This is a genomic window from Actinomyces radicidentis (assembly GCF_001553565.1).
GTDB lineage: Bacteria > Actinomycetota > Actinomycetes > Actinomycetales > Actinomycetaceae > Actinomyces > Actinomyces radicidentis.
This window is the reverse complement of sequence record NZ_CP014228.1, coordinates 2,724,970-2,742,051: the sequence shown is the minus strand read 5'-3', so window position 1 is coordinate 2,742,051 and position 17,082 is coordinate 2,724,970. Positions and strand designations below refer to the sequence as shown.

The following is a 17,082-nucleotide window of genomic DNA, read 5'->3' as shown; positions in this document are numbered from 1 at the left end:
AGGAGAACCACGTGCGCCGCACGCCCCTCGCCCTGTCATCCCTGGCCCTCGCGGCCACGCTCGCCCTCGCGGGCTGCTCGGGCTCCTCCTCCAGCTCGGCCTCCGCCTCGGCCTCCGCCTCCGGGAACGCCACCGCCGCAGCCACGGTCGCCCAGAACGTCCAGTGCTCCGACCTCGCCATCGACTCGGACTCCGACGCGCTGCCGGCCGCCTCCGGCGACGCCGGCAGCGAGCCGACGCTCAAGTGGAGCAGTGACTCCGCTCCGACGAACCTCACGGTCAAGACCCTGGAGAAGGGCTCCGGCGCCGAGGTGACCGAGACCGACTTCGTCAAGGCCGCCTACGCCGGCTGGCAGTGGGGCTCCGACACCGTCTTCGACTCGTCCTACCAGCGCGGCTCCGCCACCACCTTCTCCCTCGGTTCCGTCATCTCCGGGTGGCGCTGCGGCCTCTCGGGCCACCACGTCGGCGACCGCGTCGAGATGTCCATCCCCGCCAGCCTCGCCTACGGCGACTCCGCCTCCTCCTCGGGCGCCCCGACCGGCCCCCTCGTCTTCGTCGTCGAGATCACCGGCTCGCACAGCACCAAGGACCTCGCGTCCGGCACGAAGGACGCCGCGCTCGTCGGCGAGGACGAGCTGAGCAAGCGCGGCATCACCGTCAGCGGCGACCTCGGCGCCGCCGCCACGATCAAGGTGAACGACGGGGCCGCCCAGCCGACCCAGACCGAGGTCATCGTGCTCGCCAGGGGCACCGGTCCGGCCATCACCGCCAAGGACTCGCTCCTGGTCAACATGGCGTACACCGACTGGAGCAACTCCGGCACCCAGTCCTCCTGGGACGCCGACCAGGCGCAGCCGATCGACATGGCCACGGCGACGGGGCTGACCGACCTCGTCGGGGTCCCCGTGGGCTCCCGCGTCGTCGTCCTGCTGCCCGGCTCGACGTCGACGGCGGACACCTCCGGCACCTCCACCTCGGCCTACGCCTACGTCATGGACATCGAGGCCGCCATGTGACCTGAGCCCACCGGCTCACGGGAGGGGCGGCGGACCGACGGGTCCGCCGCCCCTCCCGTCCTTCGCCGTCCCTCCCGGCCCGCCCCTGCGGGCCGAGGGGCCGCCCGGCACCGAGCACCCGAGCAACGAGCGGTCCAGCACCGGGTGGTGGACCCCGGGGCGTGGACGCGCTGGGCACGACGAAGGGCCCCGGCACCACGTGGGTGCCGGGGTCCTTCCGGCTGGGCGCGGCGGCCGCTGCGGGCGGACGCCGGTCGGCTCAACGGACGATGAGGCCCTGGGCCTGGGAGGTCGCCGCGGCGAGGCGCTCGGAGACGTCCTGCCAGTTGGCGATGTTCCAGATGGCCTTGACGTAGTCGGCCTTGACGTTGAGGTAGTCGAGGTAGAAGGCGTGCTCCCACATGTCGACCTGGAACAGCGGGATGGTGCCGACCGGCACGTTGCCCTGCTGGTCGAAGAGCTGGAAGGTCACGAGCTTGCCGGAGACGGAGTCGTAGGCGAGCACGGACCAGCCGGAGCCCTGGATGCCCAGCGCGTTGGCGGTGAACTGGGCCTTGAACTTGTCGAAGGAGCCGAAGGAGTCCTTGATGGCCTCCGCCAGCTCGCCCTCGGGCTCGCCGCCGCCGTTGGGGGAGAGGTTCTTCCAGAAGATGGAGTGGTTGATGTGGCCACCGAGGTTGAAGGCCAGGTTCTTCTCGAGGAGGTTGATGGCGGCGTGGTCCTCGGCCTCGCGGGCGGCCTCGAGCTTCTCCAGGGCCGCGTTGGCGCCGGCCACGTAGGTGGCATGGTGCTTGTCGTGGTGGAGCTCCATGATCTTGCCGGAGATGTGGGGCTCGAGGGCGGCGTAGTCGTAGGGGAGCTCAGGAAGCGTGTAGACGGCCATGAGGTCTGCCTTTCGTCTGATTCGATGTGACGCCGGACGCCATCGTCATAAGGGCGAACCGACGTTCCGAACATGATTGATCGTAGACTCCGATCGTCGGAACCGCCAGTGGCGGGGTGTGATTACACTGATCGCAGAACCGGGGCCGGTCCGCGCGTCGCGCGTGCGGTCCGCGTACCGTCCCGGGCAGTCGCACCCTTCCCATGGAGGTTCGTATGGCCGAGCAGGCCGCCCAGCAGCGCCTCGCGCTCCTCGTCTTCTCCGATGACGCCTCCGTGCGCCGTGAGGTCATCGACGGCGTCGGCCGCCGTCCGGGCAAGGGCCTCCCGCTCGTCACCTGGACGGAGACCGCGACCGCCGAGGGCGTGCGCATGGCCATCAAGGACCGCGAGGAGGCCGGCGAGGCCCCCTTCGACTGCCTCGTCCTGGACGGCGAGACCAAGAAGCTCGGCGGCATGGGCCTGGCCCACGAGCTCTTCACCGAGCTCGACCGCCGTCCCCCGGTCGTCCTCCTCACCGCCCGCCCGCAGGACTCCTGGCTCGCCGCCTGGTCCCGCGCCGAGGTCGTCGTCCCCCGCCCGCTGGACCCGATGGCCCTCCAGGAGGGCGTCACCGCCGCCCTGCAGGCGCGCCCCGGCGCCGTCGTCGCCGCCGGCTGACGCTCCGGCCCCCCCCCGCGCACCACGCGCCCGTCGCCCCGAAAGGGGCGACGGGCGCGTCACGTCACGGCGTCGACCACGCGTTGGTGCCGCGCCGCCGCACCGATCGGCCACGTGAGGCCCGACAGGACCTCCTCGAGGCGCGTCGAGGTCGGGCCGTCATCCTGCGGGCCGAGCCCGACCTCGACGATCCTCGCCCCGGCGTCGAGGCACCAGTCGGCGAGCAGCTGCGTCTCCTCGACACTCGCCCCCGCTCCGACGCGCTCCGGCCGCGCGACGACCTGCGCGGACGCCCGCAGCGCCGTCACCGCCGGCCTGGGGTCTGCCCCCGGGGGCGTGACGGCGCTCCCGGCGAGGGCGCCCCAGCGCACGCACACGAGCTCCCAGCCACCGCCGTCGCGGCGCCGGGCGGCGATGAGGTGCGGGCAGCCCAGGAGCGGCCGGACCGTCTCGGCCCTGCGGGCCCCCAGCACGAGGGCCCGGAGCCGGTGAGTCCAGGTCCCCGCCTCCTCGTAGCGCTCCTCGGCGGACAGACGCGCCACCCGCTCCAGCAGCGGCACGGCGACGACGTCGATCTCCCCGGCGAGCGCCCGGCGGGCAGGGGACGCGTCGGCCGGCTCGTCGTCGACGGCCACGGCGCGCCGGTCACCGCCGTCCCAGGCCCTCAGACGCAGGACCGACTCCGCCGCCCGCTGCGCCTCCTGGGCGCTGGACCGGTTCCGGAAGGGGCCGACGGCGGCCCCGACCTCCTCGGTCGTGAGGACGGTCGTCGTCGCCAGGTGAGGGCCCTCGCCCCGGCGCCCCTCGACGAGGTGCAGCCAGGGCTGGCGCCGCGGCTGCCGCGAGCGGCGGTTGACGGGAGGGTCGAGCTCGGCGATGAGCCGGAGCTCGCGCACCCGGGCCTCGATCTCCGTCGGCGTCGGGATGCTGCGCACCTCGACCGTCGTGTCGAGCATCTGCGCCACCCGGGAGCGCTTCTCGGCGGCCGTGAAGTAGGAGCGGACGCGGCGCCGCAGGTTGACCGCCGAGCCGACGTAGAGGACCTGGCCCGCTTTCGAGACGAACTCGTAGACGCCGGGTGAGGTCGGCAGGTCGTCGGCGAGGCGCGTCTTGGCGCGGCGCCTCGCGGGCACCGGGTCCGTCGCCGTGGCGAGGTCCTCGAGGTGGGTGACCCCCAGCGGGGCGAGGGCCTCGAGGGCGGCGTGGAGCACGTCGACGGTGGCACGGGCGTCGTCGAGGGCGCGGTGGGTCGGCGTCGTGGAGGAGCCGACGAAGCTCGCGAGGGTCCCGAGCCGGTGATTCGGGACGTCGCTGCGGCTCCAGGCCCGTCGGGCCAGCGCGAGGGTGTCGAGCACCCGGGGCTCGGTCCACTCCAGGTCGAGGGCGCGCGCCGCGCCGCGGAGGTGGCCGACGTCGAAGCGTGCGTTGTGGGCGACGAGCACCGTCGTCCCGTCGTCCGTCCCGGAGCCGAGGCGCGCCCACTCGAGGAAGGAGATGAGCGCCTCGCCCACGGGCGGGGCGTCGACCACCATCGCGTTCGTGATGCCGGTGAGCACCGTGATCTGCGCGGGGATCGCTCGGCCCGGGTTGACCAGCGTGCCGAACTCGGCCTCGTTGACGCCGCCGCGCACGCGCACCGCCCCGATCTCGGTGATGGCGTCGGCACCCGGCGCCCCGCCGGTCGTCTCGAGGTCGACGACGACGAAGGCGACGTCAGACAGGGCGGTGCCCATGTCCGTGAAGCTCGCCTGGAGGCCGGGCCCCGCGCCCGCTGCCCCGCCCGCGCGGACGGCCCCTCCGACGGACGCCGGGGAAGCGCTACCCGTGCGCGAGGTGTGCGAAGCGTCAGGCGGAACCACGTGGCGAGGCTAGACTCCGTCCAGCAGCCGTTCCACCTGCCCCGCGCTGCGCGCCCTCCCGCCCCGACACCGTCGTGAGGCACGGTCGGCGGACCGCCGGGGCGGTGGACCCGTCCAGCACCCGGAGGAGGACCCGCGTGGGGTACCGAGGCATCAAGACCGTCACCGGTCCGGCCCTGGAGATGCTCTACCAGCCCTGGATCCGGGGTGAGGAGAACATCCCCGCCGAGGGGCCCGCGATCCTCGCCTCGAACCACCTGGCCGTCATCGACTCCTTCTTCCTCCCGCTCCTCATCGAGCGCGAGGTCGCCTTCATCGGCAAGTCTGACTACTTCACCGGCAAGGGCGTCAAGGGCTGGGCAGTCAAGAACTTCATGACCGCCGTCGGGACCATCCCCGTGGACCGCTCCGGTGGCAAGGCCTCCATGGCGGCGCTCCAGGCCGGCATCGACCGCCTGCGCTCCGGCGAGCTCTTCGGCATCTACCCGGAGGGCACGCGCAGCCCCGACGGCCGTCTCTACCGCGGCAAGACCGGCGTCGCCCGCGTCGCCCTCGCCACGGGGGCCCCCGTCATCCCCGTCGCCATGATCGGGTCGAACCTCGCCCAGCCCATCGGCCAGGTCATCCCCTCGACCCGCCACCGGGTCGGCATCGTCATCGGAGAGCCCCTCGACTTCTCCCGCTACCAGGGCCTGGACAACGACCGCTTCGTCCTGCGCTCCATCACCGACGAGATCATGTACTCCCTCATGAGCCTGTCCGGCCAGGAGTACGTCGACCTCTACGCCGCCGACGTCAAGAAGGCCATGGACGCGGAGAAGAGGTCCGCCGACGAGGTCGTCGGCGAGATGCGCGCCGCCCTGGCCGAGCGTCGGCCCGCCGCCGCCCCCGTCAACGCGCCCGGCGGCCGCCCGGCGCCTGAGGTCGCCGTGCCCGAGCCCCCCGCCGAGCCCGAAGCCGGGGACGCCGAGAACCCCTCCGCCCCCGAGGACGGGCAGCCGGGGACCGACGGCGCGACCGCCTGAGAGGGCGCGAGGCCGGGGCGGGGGACCGCCGTCCCTCCCGTCGGCACCGAGCGGCCTTGTAGAGTGGGCGCAGCGCGGCCAGCACCGCGCGCACCTGCCACCGACCTGAAAGGTTCTCGATGTCGATCCGCCGCGTCGCCCTGCTCACCGCGGGCGGCTTCGCCCCCTGCCTGTCCGCCGCCGTCGGCGACCTCATCGAGCGCTACACCGAGGTCGCCCCCGAGGTGGAGATCATCGCCTACCAGTACGGCTACCACGGCCTGCTCACCGGCAACTACGTCGTCATCGACGAGGAGGCCCGCAAGAACGCCGGCACCCTGCGCGAGTTCGGCGGCTCCCCGATCGGCAACTCCCGCGTCAAGCTCACCAACGCGAAGAACCTCGTCGAGCGCGGCCTCGTCGAGCAGGGCGTCAACCCCCTCGAGTTCGCGGCCGAGCAGCTCCGCAAGGACGGCGTCGACGTCCTCCACACCATCGGCGGCGACGACACCAACACGACCGCCGCGGACCTCGCCGCGTATCTCAAGGAGCACGACTACGACCTCACCGTCGTCGGCCTGCCCAAGACCATCGACAACGACGTCGTTCCGATCCGTCAGTCCCTCGGCGCCTGGACCGCCGCCGAGCAGGGCGCTGGCTTCGCCTTCAACGTCATCGGCGAGCACCGCTCCAACCCGCGCATGCTCATCGTCCACGAGTGCATGGGCCGCAACTGCGGCTACCTCACCGCGGAGACCGCCCGCCGCTACCACGAGTCCCTCGACTCCAAGAGCTGGGCCCCGTCCCTCGGCCTCACCAAGGAGCGCTGGGACGTCCATGCCGTCTTCCTCCCGGAGATGAAGCTCGACCTCAAGGCCGAGGCGGAGCGCCTCAAGGCCCTCATGGACGAGCAGGGCAACGTCAACATCTTCCTGTCCGAGGGTGCCGGCGTCCCCGAGATCATCGCGGAGAAGGAGGCCGCCGGCGAGGAGGTCGCCCGCGACCCCTTCGGCCACGTCAAGCTCGACACCATCAACCCCGGCCAGTGGTTCGCGAAGCAGTTCGCCGGCCTCATCGGCGCCGAGAAGGTCATGGTCCAGAAGTCCGGCTACTACTCGCGCGCCGCCGCCGCCAACGACGAGGACCTCGCCCTCATCAAGACGATGTGCGACCTCGCCGTGGACTCCGCCCTCAAGGGAGTCTCCGGCGTCATCGGCCAGGACGAGGAGAACGGCGACGAGCTCGCCGCGATCGACTTCCAGCGCATCGCCGGAGGCAAGCCCTTCGACATCACCCAGCCCTGGTTCACCGAGCTCATGGCCGACCTGGGTCAGAGCGTCGAACCGGCGGAGACCGCCCCCGAGCACTGATCCCGAGCCTGGACGACGGCCCCGCGCCGCCGCCCGGAGACCCGGTCACGACGCCGCCCCCCGCGTCCCGCCCACCGACGGGAGGCGGGGGCGGCGTCGTCGCGCCCCTATGATGCGGGCGTGATGTACGAGACCGACGCAGCCACGCCCACCCCGAGCTGGAGGGAGCGCCCAGCCTCCCAGCAGCCGAGCTATCCGGACCGGGGGGCGCTCGAGGCCGTCACGAGCGACCTGCGTAGCCGCCCGCCCCTCGTCTTCGCCGGCGAGGTCGACTCCCTGCGCCGGGCCATGGCCGCCGCGAGCGAGGGACGCGCCTTCGTCCTCATGGGCGGCGACTGCGCCGAGTCCTTCCAGGACAACACGGCCGACAACATCCGCCTCAAGCTCCAGACCATCCTCCAGATGGCCGCCGTCCTCACCTACGGTGCCTCCACCCCGGTCATCAAGATCGGGCGCATGGCCGGCCAGTACGCCAAGCCCCGCTCCACGGACACCGAGACCCGCGAGGGGGTCACCCTGCCCTCCTACCGCGGCGACTCCGTCAACGACCACGCCTTCACCGCCGAGGCGCGCGTGCCCGACCCGCAGCGCATGCTCGACGCGTACCTCCGGGCCGGCACCACCCTCAACCTCATCCGCTCCTTCACGATGGGCGGCTACGCGGACCTGCGCGAGGTCCACTCGTGGAACCGCGGCTTCACCGACAACCCGGCCTACTCGCGCTTCGAGTCCTTCGCCGGGGAGATCGATCGCGCCATGCGATTCATGGAGGCGGCCGGCGTCGACTTCGACGCGCTGCGCCAGGTCGACTTCTACGCCGCCCACGAGGCGCTGCTCCTCGAGTACGAGGACGCCATGATCCGCCAGGACTCCCGCTCCGGGCGCCTCTACGACACCTCCGCCCACCTCCTGTGGATCGGCGAGCGGACCCGCGGGCCGCGCGACGCGCACGTGGCCCTCCTCGCCGGCGTGCACAACCCGGTCGGCGTCAAGATCGGCCCGTCGACCACCGGTGACGACGTCCGCGCCCTTATGGACGAGCTCAACCCCGACGGCGACCCCGGCCGCCTCACCCTCATCACGCGCATGGGGTCGGGCCGCATCCGCGAGGCGCTCCCGCCGATCGTCGAGGCCGTCAAGGCGGACGGCCGCCCGGTCACGTGGGTGACCGACCCGATGCACGGCAACACCATCACCTCGGAGAACGGCTACAAGACCCGTCGCTTCGACACGATCCTCGACGAGGTCCGCGGCTTCTTCGAGGTGCACCGCGCCGCGGGCACCGTCCCGGGCGGTATCCACGTCGAGCTGACCGGTGACGACGTCACCGAGGTCCTCGGCGGCGGAGAGCACATCGACGAGGCGGCCCTCGAGGAGCGCTACGAGACCCTCGTCGACCCGCGACTCAACCACCAGCAGTCCCTCGAGACGGCCTTCGAGGTCGCGGAGATGCTGCGGCGCTGAGCTGCGCGGTCGCGGCTCGCGACAGGCCCAGCACGATGCGTCGGCAGTGGGCCGGCGGGGCGCTCGGTCCCGCGGCCCGTCCGCGCCCGGGCGAGGGCGGCGCAGCGCGGAGGCGCGGGCGGGCGCCTCAGACGATGTAGAGCGTGACCTCGGAGCCGGCGCGGACCTTCTTGCCCGCCGCCGGGTCCGTGGAGTGCGCCGTCCCGAAGAGCCCGCCCATGACGTCGGAGACGGTGACGGTGAGCCCGAGGTCCTCGAGGGTCCTCCGGGCCTCGGACTCCTGCTTGCCGGTTACGTCGGGGACGGTCACCATCTCCGGCCCCTTGGAGACGACGAGCGCCATCGAGTCGCCGACGTGGACGCCGTCGGCGCCGGAGGCAGGGTCGGAGGAGATGACGGAGCCGCGGGCGACGTCGTCGCTGAACTCCTGCGTCACGTCGCCGAGGGCGAGCCCGGCCGCGGCGACGGCGCTCTCCGCCTCGTCCTGGGTCATCCCGACGACGTCGGGGACCGTGGCGGGCTCCCGTCCCTTGGAGACCTCGAGGGCGACCGCGCTGCCGTGGTCCAGGGCGGTGCCGGAGACCGGGTCGGAGGAGATGACCTCGCCCTCCGGGACTTTCGAGGACCAGGCGCTGGTGACGGCGCCGAGCGCGAGACCGGCGCCTTCCAGCGCGCTCGTCGCGGCCTCCTGGGTCATCCCGACGACGTCGGGGACCGTCTTCTGCTCGACGCCGAGGGAGACGACGGCGGTGACGGTGCCGGTGACCCGGAGCCGGTCGGAGGCGGAGGGCTCGGTCGAGATGACGGTGTCGGCCGGGACCGTGTCGGAGTAGCTCTGGCTGGGCGAGCCCCAGGTGAGACCGGCCGCCTCGACGGCGGTGCGGGCCTCGTCCTCACTCCGACCGGCGACGTCGGGCACGGCGACCCGACGACCGGGTCCCTCGGTGAGGTACCAGGCGGAGGCCCCTCCGGCCCCGAGGAGGGCGATCGCCCCGGCCGCGATGACCGCGCGCCGGCGGGGGTGGCGCCCGGCGCCGTGGCGGCGGGTCGGGACGGCGGTGGTGGCCTGCGGATCGGTGGTGCGCACCGGGGAGGCGGCCCCTCGCTGGGCCCCCGGCACTCGCGTCGTGGCGTTCGGGCCCGCGCCCCCGCTCGACGCGGCGCTGCTGGAGCCGGTGGGCGTGGAGAAGGTGCCCACGGGGAGGGAGACGGTGCGCGTCCCCGCGGCGGGCGTCGCGTCCGGATCCTCGCCGGCGGCGTCGTCGCGCAGGGCCGCCCGGGCCGACGCGGCGTTGGCGATGAGCGCCTCCTGCGTGCGGGCGTTGCCCGTGCCGCCACCGCGGCGCACGTGCATCTCGGCGGGGGTGAGCACGGCGACGGTCGAGCGGAGCCAGGCAAGCGCCGCGTCGGCGTCGGCGAGGCGGTGGTCGGGGTCCCGCTCCGTCATCGCGCGGACGAGCTCGTCGACCTGCGGCGCGAGCTCGGGGACGAGGGCGGAGGGGGGCGGCACGTCGTCGTGGACGTTGCGAAAGGCGATCTGGATCGGCGCTTCCGCGCTGAAGGGCTGCTCCCCGGTGAGGAGCTCGTAGAGGATGACGCCGACGCTGAAGACGTCGGCACGAGGTCCGGAGGCGCCGTGCGTGATGAGCTCGGGCGCGAGGTAGGCGACCGTGCCGAGCACGTTGCCGGTGCTCGTCTGCGTCGCCTCGGTGACAGCCCGCGCGAGGCCGAAGTCGGCCACCTTGGCCACCGAGCCGTCCGCCGGGAGCAGGACGTTCTCCGGCTTGACGTCGCGGTGGACGAGGTCGGCGCGGTGGGCCGCGCCGAGCGGGCCGAGCACCTGCGCGGTCAGGCCGAGCGACTCGCGCACGCTGAGGGGGCCGGTGGCGATGAGGTCGCGCAGGGTGGGCCCCTCGACGAGCTCCATGACGAGGTAGGCGATCCCGTCGAGGCTGCCCTGGTCGTACACGGCGACGACGCCGGGGCTCGACAGGCGCGCGGCGGCCCGCGCCTCTCGGCGGAAGCGGGCGACGAAGTCGGGGGAGTCCGCCAGGTGCGGGTGCATGAGCTTGAGCGCGACGACGCGGTCGAGCCGGCGGTCGTGGGCGCGGTACACGGTCGCCATGCCGCCGCGTGCGACCCGGTCGACGATCTCGTAGCGAGAGTCGACCAGGCGTCCGAGGTTCGGATCGGTGACCACGTCCGGAGTCTACGGGGACGCCGCGCCGATCAGGCGGAGCGGGCGGTGAGCGCCTCGGCGAGGTCGCCCAGGAGGCCGAGCGTCGCGCGCGAGGGGCGCAGGGCGACGGCGCCTGGGGCGGCGCCGCGCGAGGCGAGGCGCTCGAGCTCGTCGAGCGCGGCGCGGGCCCCGGCGACGTGCGAGGCGATCTCGCGCTCGTGCTCCTCGAGAGCGCCGCAGGCGCGCACGAGCCCGACCGCCTCGGCGACGCGCTCGGGGGAGGCGTCGCGGTGCGCGAGGACCTCGCGCAGGAGCGCACGCCCCGCCTCGTCCGTACGCCCCCAGACGACCGCGAGCAGGACCGTGCGCTTGCCCTCGCGCAGGTCGTCGCCCACCGGCTTGCCGGTCTCCGCGGGGTCGCCGACGACGCCGAGGACGTCGTCGCGCAGCTGGAAGGCTGCCCCCGTCTCCTCCCCGAAGCGCGCGAGGGTGGCGTGCTCGGCGGAGTCGGGGGCGAGGCCGGCGAGGGCGGCGCCGAGGAGGAGCGGACGGGCCACCGAGTAGCGCGCGGACTTCCGCAGGACGACGGCGAGGGCCTGCTCGCGCATGAGCGCCGCGGCGGCGGCGGCGTCCTCGCCGGGCGCCGACAGCGGGAGGGCCTCGCCGCGCAGGTCGAGGAACTGGCCGACGGCGACCTCCTCGGTCATGGCGTCGAAGGCGTCCCGGGCGGCGAGACGGGCACCGGGCCCGGCATCGCTGGCGGCGACGGCTGCCCCGGCCTCGCCGCCGGCGGCGGACAGCAGCAGGTCGCCCAGGAGGATCGCGGCGGAGGCGCCGAAGTCGTGCGGGGAGCCGCGCCAGGAGCGCTCGGCGTGGAGGGCCGCCAGAGCCCGGTGGGCGGCGGGGAGCCCTCGGCGCGTCTCGGCGGCGTCGATGACGTCGTCGTGGGCGAGGGCGCTCGCCTGGTACAGCTCGAGCGCGGCGCCCAGGCGCGCGGCGGCGGGGCTCATGAGGACCGTCTCGCGCTCAGCGGGATCCTCGACCCCGAGCGCGAGGCCGGCGGCGGCGAGGACCGCGCGCATGCGCTTGCCGCCGGCGAGGAGCGCGGTGGCGGCGTCCAGGAGGTCGGCGGCGCCGTCGACCCCGGCCAGGGCGGTGCGTCGCTCGGCGAGGACCTCCTCGAGGCGGGCCGAGACCGCGGTGCGCACGAGCGTCATCGTCCGGGGCAGGTCACTCATGCCGCCAGGCTACCGGGACCCGCGGCGCGAGGGGACGAGCGCCCGGCGGGACGGCCCGGCCAGCGAGGTGCGCGCGGGCGGCCGGAGCCTCGGCAGGAGAGCGCGGGAATAAACGGTACACTTGCACGGTTGCCTGCAGCGTCGGTGGTGACCTGTGCCCGGAGGCGCCGGTCCGCCGCCTGAACCGTCCTCCCACGTGAAAGGAACTCCGTGGCCACCAGCACCACTTCGCGGAAGCGCGCCCAGCGCACCGACGACGTCGACGACACCGCCGAGGAGGTCGACGACGTCGACCTCGACGAGGAGGAGGACGACGAGGTCGACCTGAACGACGACTCCGACGACGAGGACGACGCCGCCGATGACGACGACTCGGACGAGGACTCCGAGGAGGACGACGAGGACCACGAGGACTCGGCCGCCGGGTCCGAGGACGCCGCGGAGGACGAGGGACCGGCCCCCGAGCTGCGCGACTACTACCTCGACGTGACCCTCGAGGAGAACGGCGACGGCTCCAAGCGCTCGCCCTTCAACACCCCGGCCTCCTTCAAGGACGTCAAGCTGGCCCCGGGTGCCACGCTGTACGTGCGCTCCCGCACCACGATCGAGAACCTCCCGATCGCCGGCAACGGCACCCTGGAGGACCCGATCACCCTGGCCCCCTACGGCCACGGCCCGGTCCCGCGCTTCGTCGTCGGCGACTCCGCCCCGATGGTCGCCCGTGACTTCCTCACCCAGAACGGCTACATCTTCCGCGGCTGGGTCATCAAGGGCATCAAGATGCAGCCCTCGATCGCCGCCCTCACCGGCGAGCTGGACCGCATGCGCCGCGAGGAGGCCGAGAAGGCCGCCGGCAAGAAGTCCAAGCGCTCGAAGAACGGGGAGAAGTCCAAGGACGGCTCCTACACGGTCTCCGACTCCGACGAGGGCGACGAGCCCGCGCAGAAGGTCGTCACCGCCGGCGCCACCGCGGACCCGGTCAAGGACTACCTCAAGCAGATCGGAAAGGTCGCGCTCCTCAACGCGGCCCAGGAGGTCGAGCTCGCCAAGCGCATCGAGGCCGGCCTCTACGCGGAGCACCTCCTGGCCACCGAGGGCAACGACCTCGACGCCAAGTACCGCCGCGAGCTGCACTGGATCGCCAACGACGGCCAGCGCGCCAAGAACCACCTGCTCGAGGCCAACCTGCGCCTCGTCGTCTCCCTCGCCAAGCGCTACACCGGCCGCGGCATGCTCTTCCTGGACCTCATCCAGGAGGGCAACCTCGGCCTCATCCGCGCCGTCGAGAAGTTCGACTACACCAAGGGCTACAAGTTCTCGACCTACGCGACGTGGTGGATCCGCCAGGCCATCACCCGCGCCATGGCGGACCAGGCGCGCACCATCCGCATCCCCGTCCACATGGTCGAGGTCATCAACAAGCTGGCCCGCGTCCAGCGCCAGATGCTCCAGGACCTGGGTCGCGAGCCCACGCCCGAGGAGCTGGCGGTCGAGCTGGACATGACACCCGAGAAGGTCGTCGAGGTCCAGAAGTACGGCCGCGAGCCCATCAGCCTGCACACGCCGCTCGGCGAGGACGGCGACTCCGAGTTCGGCGACCTCATCGAGGACTCCGAGGCCGTCGTCCCCGCGGACGCCGTGAGCTTCACGCTCCTGCAGGAGCAGCTCCACGCCGTCCTCGACACGCTCTCCGAGCGCGAGGCGGGCGTCGTCTCCATGCGCTTCGGCCTCACCGACGGGCAGCCCAAGACCCTCGACGAGATCGGCAAGGTCTACGGTGTGACGCGCGAGCGCATCCGCCAGATCGAGTCCAAGACCATGTCGAAGCTGCGCCACCCCTCGCGCAGCCAGGTCCTGCGCGACTACCTCGACTGAGCCGAACGCGCACGAGGCCCCGCCGACCCCCGCGGTCGGCGGGGCCTCGTGCGCGTTCGGCCCCGCGGCGGGCGCGCCCGGGGTAGCGTGGACCCTGACACGGGGTGCCGCGAGGCTGAGAGAACACCCGTCGAACCTGTTCAGGTCATGCTGACGAAGGGAATGTCATGGCTGCGCCGTACGCCGTCCGCACCGAGGTCCTCGAGGCGCTGAGAGCCGCACCGCCACTGGTCCAGTGCCTCACCAACTCGGTCGTCACCAACGTCACCGCGAACGTCCTGCTCGCCGCGGGCGCCGCACCCGCCATGGTCGACATCACCGGCGAGGCCGGGCCCTTCGCCGCCGTCGCCTCCGCGGTGCTCGTCAACCTCGGCACGCCCCAGCCCGAGCAGCGGCTCGCCGCCGTCGAGGCCGTGGCCGCCGCGCGCGAGGCGGGCACGCCCTGGGTGCTCGACCCCGTCGCCATCGGCGCGCTCACGCACCGCACCGGGCTCGCACGCCGCCTCGTGCGCGAGGCCCCCACGGTCGTGCGCGGGAACGCCTCGGAGATCATCGCCCTGGCGGGCCTGGGCGAGGGCGGCCGCGGCCCCGAGACCTCCGACGACGTCGAGGGCGCCCGGGAGGCGGCGTTGGCCGTCGCACGGACGACGCGCGGCGTCGTCGCCGTCTCCGGGCCCGTCGACCTCATCACCGACGGCACCACGACGATCCGGGTCGGGGGCGGCTCGCCGCTCCTCACGAGGATGACCGGCGGGGGCTGCGCCCTCGGCGCCCTCATCGGCGCCTTCGTCGCCGCCTCGCGCACCGGGGGAGCCCCGACCGTCACTGACCTGGACGCCGTCGTCGCCTGCCACGCCTTCTACTCCGCCGCGGCGGAGCGCGCCGCCGCCCTCAGCGACGGGCCCGGCTCCTTCCAGCCGGCCCTCCTCGACGCCCTGTACGCCCTCGGTCCCGAGGCGCTAGCCCTCATCCCCGTGTCCGAGGAGGAGCAGTGAGCGCCCGGCCCGCACCCGACCTGCGCCTCTACCTCGTCACCGACGCGGCCCAGTGCGCCTCGCGCGGCCGCACCGTCCTCGAGACGGTCACGGCGGCCGTCGACGCCGGCGTCACCTTCGTGCAGCTGCGCGCCAAGGACGCCGAGGGCGGGGCCTTCCTCCAGGAGGTCCTCGACGTCTGCGCCGCCGTGGGGGACCGGGTGCCCGTCATCGTCAACGACCGCGTCGACGTGTTCCTCGCCGCCCGCGACCTCGGGGCGCACGTGGCCGGGGTCCACGTCGGTCAGCGCGACCTCCCCGCCTCGGTCGTCCGCCGCCTCATCGGGGACGACGCCTTCCTCGGTCTGTCCGCCTCGACGCCCGAGGAGATCGCCGCAGCCGAGGCCGAGGGCGCCTGCGACCACCTCGGCATCGGCACCGTCCGCGCCACCGCCACGAAGACGGACGCGCCCACCGGCCTCGGCACCGACGGCGTCGCCGCCCTCGCCGCCCGCACAGACCTGCCCGCCGTCGCCATCGGCGGCATCACGGCCCACGACCTTCCCGCCCTCGCCGCGGGCGGCCTCGCGGGCGCCGCCGTCGTCTCGGCGATCTGCCTCGCCGAGGACCCGGCGGCCGCGACGCGCACCCTGCGCGCCGCCTGGAACGAAGGAGCACGAGCATGATCCCCCGCGTCCTCACCATCGCCGGCTCGGACCCCTCAGGAGGCGCCGGCCTCCAGGCCGACCTCAAGGCCATGAGCGCCCTCGGCGCCTACGGGATGAGCGTCGTCACCGCCCTCACCGCCCAGTCCACGACGGGCGTCACCGACGTGCACAACGTCCCGGAGGACTTCGTCCGCGCTCAGCTCGACACCCTCCTCGACGACATCACACCCGACGCGACCAAGATCGGCATGCTCTCCACGACCGGCCTCATCGCCGTCGTCGCCGACTACCTGCCCCGCCTCGGCGTCACGGTGCTCGACCCGGTCATGGTCGCCACCTCCGGGGACCGCCTCCTCGAGGCCGACGCCGTCGACGCCCTGTGCGACCTGTGCACGCGGGCGGACCTCATCACGCCGAACGTGCCCGAGGCGGCCGTCCTCCTCGACCGCGAGGAGGCCACCGACGTCGACGGGATGGTCGCGCAGGCCGGTGAGCTCCTCGACCTCGGCGTCCACCGGGTCCTCCTCAAGGGCGGCCACCTCGCCGGCGAGGCGACCGACGTCTACGCCGACGCCGACGGCGTCGAGCTCCTCACGGCGCCGCGCACCCCCACGCGCAACACCCACGGCACGGGCTGCACCCTCTCCTCGGCCATCGCCGCGCTCCGTCCCCGACGGAGCGGCTGGCTCGAGACCGTGCGTGACGCCAAGGCGTACCTCGCCGGAGCGATCGCGCACGCGGACGAGCTCGGCGTCGGGCACGGTCACGGTCCGGTGCACCACTTCCACGCCCTGTGGGAGCGGGACACGGAGACGCCGGGAGCGGAGGTCCGGGCATGAGCGCGCCACTGTCTCCGTCAGCGCGGGAGCCGCTGTTCTCCCAGGAGGTGTGGTGCAGGGCCGAGCCCGTCCTCGAGGCCGTCCACGCGCACCCCTTCCTGCGTTCCCTCCTCGACGGCACCCTGCCGCGCGAGCGCTTCGACGCCTACATGGCGCAGGACGCGGTCTACCTGGGCCGGTACGGGCGGGCCCTCGCACGGCTGGCCTCGATGACCCACGACCCCGACGAGCTCGTCCTCTGGGACGACGCCGCCAGGACCGCGATTGTCACCGAACGCCTCCTCCACGCCGACCACGTCGACGTCGCGGCCGCCGTCGAGCCCTCGCCCACCTGCCTGGCCTACACCGATTTCATCGACGCGTCGGCGCTCTCGGGCTCCTACGGAGTGGCGGTCGCCGCGGTCCTGCCGTGCTTCCTCGTCTACGAGGCCGTCGGGCTCAGGCTCCTCGACGAGGCCTGCGGCCTCGCGGGGCACCCCTACGGGGACTGGATCGCAACCTACGGCGACGAGGCCTTCTCCGAGTCCTGCTCACGGGCCCGGGCCGTCATGGACGCGGCGGCCGCTCGGGCCGGGGCGGCCGAGAGGGAGGCGATGAGCGAGACCTTCCTGCGGGCGTGCCGCTACGAGTGGATGTTCTGGGACGCCGCCTGGCGCGGGGAGGACTGGCCCGTCTGACGCAGCCGCCCCGCACGGCTGAGCGACGACGAAGGGCGCCGCAGCGGGCTCATGTCCCGGTGCGGCGCTCTTCGTGCGTGGTCCTGAGCGCGGGGGAGGGTCTCAGTGCTCCGAGGCGAGTCGCCCCGACTCGTCCTGGATGAAGAGGGCCTGCTTCTCCAGCGCGGCCATGTTCTGGTGACCGTGGTGGGCGCAGAAGAGGAGCTCGCCGGAGGCGAGGACGACGCGGACGTAGGCCTGGGCGCCACAGGCGTCGCAGCGGTCGGCCGTGGTGAGCGGGCGCTTGGAGGAGGAGCCCGCAGCGGGAACGGCCTGCTCGGCCGGGGCGGTCGCGGTACCGGCGACGGCGGGGATGCTTGTCTGGCTCATGGCGC

General features: G+C 73.5%; 14 protein-coding genes, 1 pseudogene and 1 riboswitch. Of the genes and pseudogenes, 10 read left to right on the top strand and 5 right to left on the bottom strand.

What is annotated here, in order from left to right; translation table 11 throughout:
* The first annotated feature begins 11 nt into the window (after positions 1-11).
* Entirely contained in the window at positions 12-1,019 is a 1,008-nt protein-coding gene (locus tag AXF14_RS11595; RefSeq protein WP_067943387.1) for an FKBP-type peptidyl-prolyl cis-trans isomerase, read from the top strand.
* A 259-nt stretch (positions 1,020-1,278) separates the two neighbouring features.
* Here the strand turns inward: AXF14_RS11595 and AXF14_RS11590 are convergent, their stop codons facing one another.
* Positions 1,279-1,902, bottom strand: coding sequence for a superoxide dismutase (locus AXF14_RS11590; RefSeq protein WP_067943385.1), 624 nt, complete (start codon positions 1,900-1,902; stop codon positions 1,279-1,281).
* A 215-nt stretch (positions 1,903-2,117) separates the two neighbouring features.
* On the opposite strand from AXF14_RS11590, the gene AXF14_RS11585 reads away from it, so the two are divergent.
* Positions 2,118-2,561 (top strand): hypothetical protein, encoded by a 444-nt coding sequence (locus AXF14_RS11585; protein ID WP_067943383.1) that lies wholly within the window; start codon positions 2,118-2,120, stop codon positions 2,559-2,561.
* 59 nt (positions 2,562-2,620) lie between these two features.
* Here the strand turns inward: AXF14_RS11585 and AXF14_RS11580 are convergent.
* Positions 2,621-4,315, bottom strand: a pseudogene (locus AXF14_RS11580) (DEDD exonuclease domain-containing protein); the annotation flags it as partial.
* 242 nt (positions 4,316-4,557) lie between these two features.
* On the opposite strand from AXF14_RS11580, the gene AXF14_RS11575 reads away from it, so the two are divergent.
* The 3 genes from AXF14_RS11575 to AXF14_RS11565 all read left to right on the top strand — a co-directional run bounded on the left by AXF14_RS11575 (position 4,558) and on the right by AXF14_RS11565 (position 8,258).
* Entirely contained in the window at positions 4,558-5,445 is an 888-nt protein-coding gene (locus AXF14_RS11575; RefSeq protein WP_067943379.1) for a lysophospholipid acyltransferase family protein, read from the top strand.
* A 119-nt stretch (positions 5,446-5,564) separates the two neighbouring features.
* Complete coding sequence (locus AXF14_RS11570) at positions 5,565-6,794, top strand: pyrophosphate--fructose-6-phosphate 1-phosphotransferase (protein WP_067943377.1); 1,230 nt, start codon at positions 5,565-5,567, stop codon at positions 6,792-6,794.
* Positions 6,795-6,917: 123 nt separating this feature from the next.
* Positions 6,918-8,258: a class II 3-deoxy-7-phosphoheptulonate synthase gene (locus AXF14_RS11565; RefSeq protein WP_067944400.1), complete on the top strand. Its 1,341-nt coding sequence runs from the start codon at positions 6,918-6,920 to the stop codon at positions 8,256-8,258.
* Between the two features lie 127 nt (positions 8,259-8,385).
* Here AXF14_RS11565 and pknB read toward each other — a convergent pair whose 3' ends face one another.
* Entirely contained in the window at positions 8,386-10,458 is a 2,073-nt protein-coding gene (pknB, locus tag AXF14_RS11560) for a Stk1 family PASTA domain-containing Ser/Thr kinase (RefSeq protein ID WP_067943375.1), read from the bottom strand.
* A gap of 29 nt (positions 10,459-10,487) precedes the next feature.
* Positions 10,488-11,675 carry a polyprenyl synthetase family protein gene (locus AXF14_RS11555; RefSeq protein WP_067943373.1) on the bottom strand — a complete coding sequence of 396 codons (1,188 nt, stop codon included), beginning with the start codon at positions 11,673-11,675 and terminating at the stop codon, positions 10,488-10,490.
* Between the two features lie 210 nt (positions 11,676-11,885).
* On the opposite strand from AXF14_RS11555, the gene AXF14_RS14585 reads away from it, so the two are divergent.
* The 5 genes from AXF14_RS14585 to AXF14_RS11530 all read left to right on the top strand — a co-directional run bounded on the left by AXF14_RS14585 (position 11,886) and on the right by AXF14_RS11530 (position 16,708).
* A complete protein-coding gene (locus tag AXF14_RS14585) occupies positions 11,886-13,550 on the top strand; it encodes an RNA polymerase sigma factor (RefSeq protein WP_067943371.1) in 1,665 nt (554 codons plus the stop codon).
* A gap of 90 nt (positions 13,551-13,640) precedes the next feature.
* Positions 13,641-13,730: riboswitch (TPP riboswitch) on the top strand.
* Entirely contained in the window at positions 13,718-14,545 is an 828-nt protein-coding gene (gene thiM / locus AXF14_RS11545; RefSeq protein ID WP_067943368.1) for a hydroxyethylthiazole kinase, read from the top strand. Its footprint overlaps the riboswitch before it by 13 nt.
* Positions 14,542-15,210, top strand: a complete 669-nt coding sequence (gene thiE, locus AXF14_RS11540) for a thiamine phosphate synthase (protein ID WP_067943367.1) — start codon at positions 14,542-14,544, stop codon at positions 15,208-15,210. Before thiM ends, thiE begins: the two co-directional genes overlap by 4 nt.
* The gene (gene thiD / locus AXF14_RS11535) at positions 15,207-16,031 is read left to right on the top strand and encodes a bifunctional hydroxymethylpyrimidine kinase/phosphomethylpyrimidine kinase (protein ID WP_067943365.1); all 825 of its coding nucleotides are present in this window, start codon (positions 15,207-15,209) and stop codon (positions 16,029-16,031) included. The genes thiE and thiD overlap by 4 nt, the downstream gene beginning before the upstream one ends.
* Positions 16,028-16,708, top strand: coding sequence for a TenA family protein (locus AXF14_RS11530; protein ID WP_084355544.1), 681 nt, complete (start codon positions 16,028-16,030; stop codon positions 16,706-16,708). The genes thiD and AXF14_RS11530 overlap by 4 nt, the downstream gene beginning before the upstream one ends.
* A gap of 102 nt (positions 16,709-16,810) precedes the next feature.
* On the opposite strand, the gene AXF14_RS11525 is transcribed toward AXF14_RS11530, so the two are convergent.
* The gene (locus AXF14_RS11525; protein WP_067943363.1) at positions 16,811-17,077 is read right to left on the bottom strand and encodes a DUF7455 domain-containing protein; all 267 of its coding nucleotides are present in this window, start codon (positions 17,075-17,077) and stop codon (positions 16,811-16,813) included.
* Positions 17,078-17,082: the final 5 nt, after the last annotated feature.

Coding starts and splice junctions, on each gene's coding strand:
- AXF14_RS11590 (WP_067943385.1), bottom strand. CDS start 1,902: ATGGCCGTCTACACGCTTCCTGAGCTCCCCTACGACTACGCCGCCCTC.
- AXF14_RS11530 (WP_084355544.1), top strand. CDS start 16,028: ATGAGCGCGCCACTGTCTCCGTCAGCGCGGGAGCCGCTGTTCTCCCAG.
- AXF14_RS11525 (WP_067943363.1), bottom strand. CDS start 17,077: ATGAGCCAGACAAGCATCCCCGCCGTCGCCGGTACCGCGACCGCCCCG.
- AXF14_RS11565 (WP_067944400.1), top strand. CDS start 6,918: ATGTACGAGACCGACGCAGCCACGCCCACCCCGAGCTGGAGGGAGCGC.
- AXF14_RS11570 (WP_067943377.1), top strand. CDS start 5,565: ATGTCGATCCGCCGCGTCGCCCTGCTCACCGCGGGCGGCTTCGCCCCC.
- thiM (WP_067943368.1), top strand. CDS start 13,718: ATGGCTGCGCCGTACGCCGTCCGCACCGAGGTCCTCGAGGCGCTGAGA.
- AXF14_RS11555 (WP_067943373.1), bottom strand. CDS start 11,675: ATGAGTGACCTGCCCCGGACGATGACGCTCGTGCGCACCGCGGTCTCG.
- AXF14_RS11585 (WP_067943383.1), top strand. CDS start 2,118: ATGGCCGAGCAGGCCGCCCAGCAGCGCCTCGCGCTCCTCGTCTTCTCC.
- thiD (WP_067943365.1), top strand. CDS start 15,207: ATGATCCCCCGCGTCCTCACCATCGCCGGCTCGGACCCCTCAGGAGGC.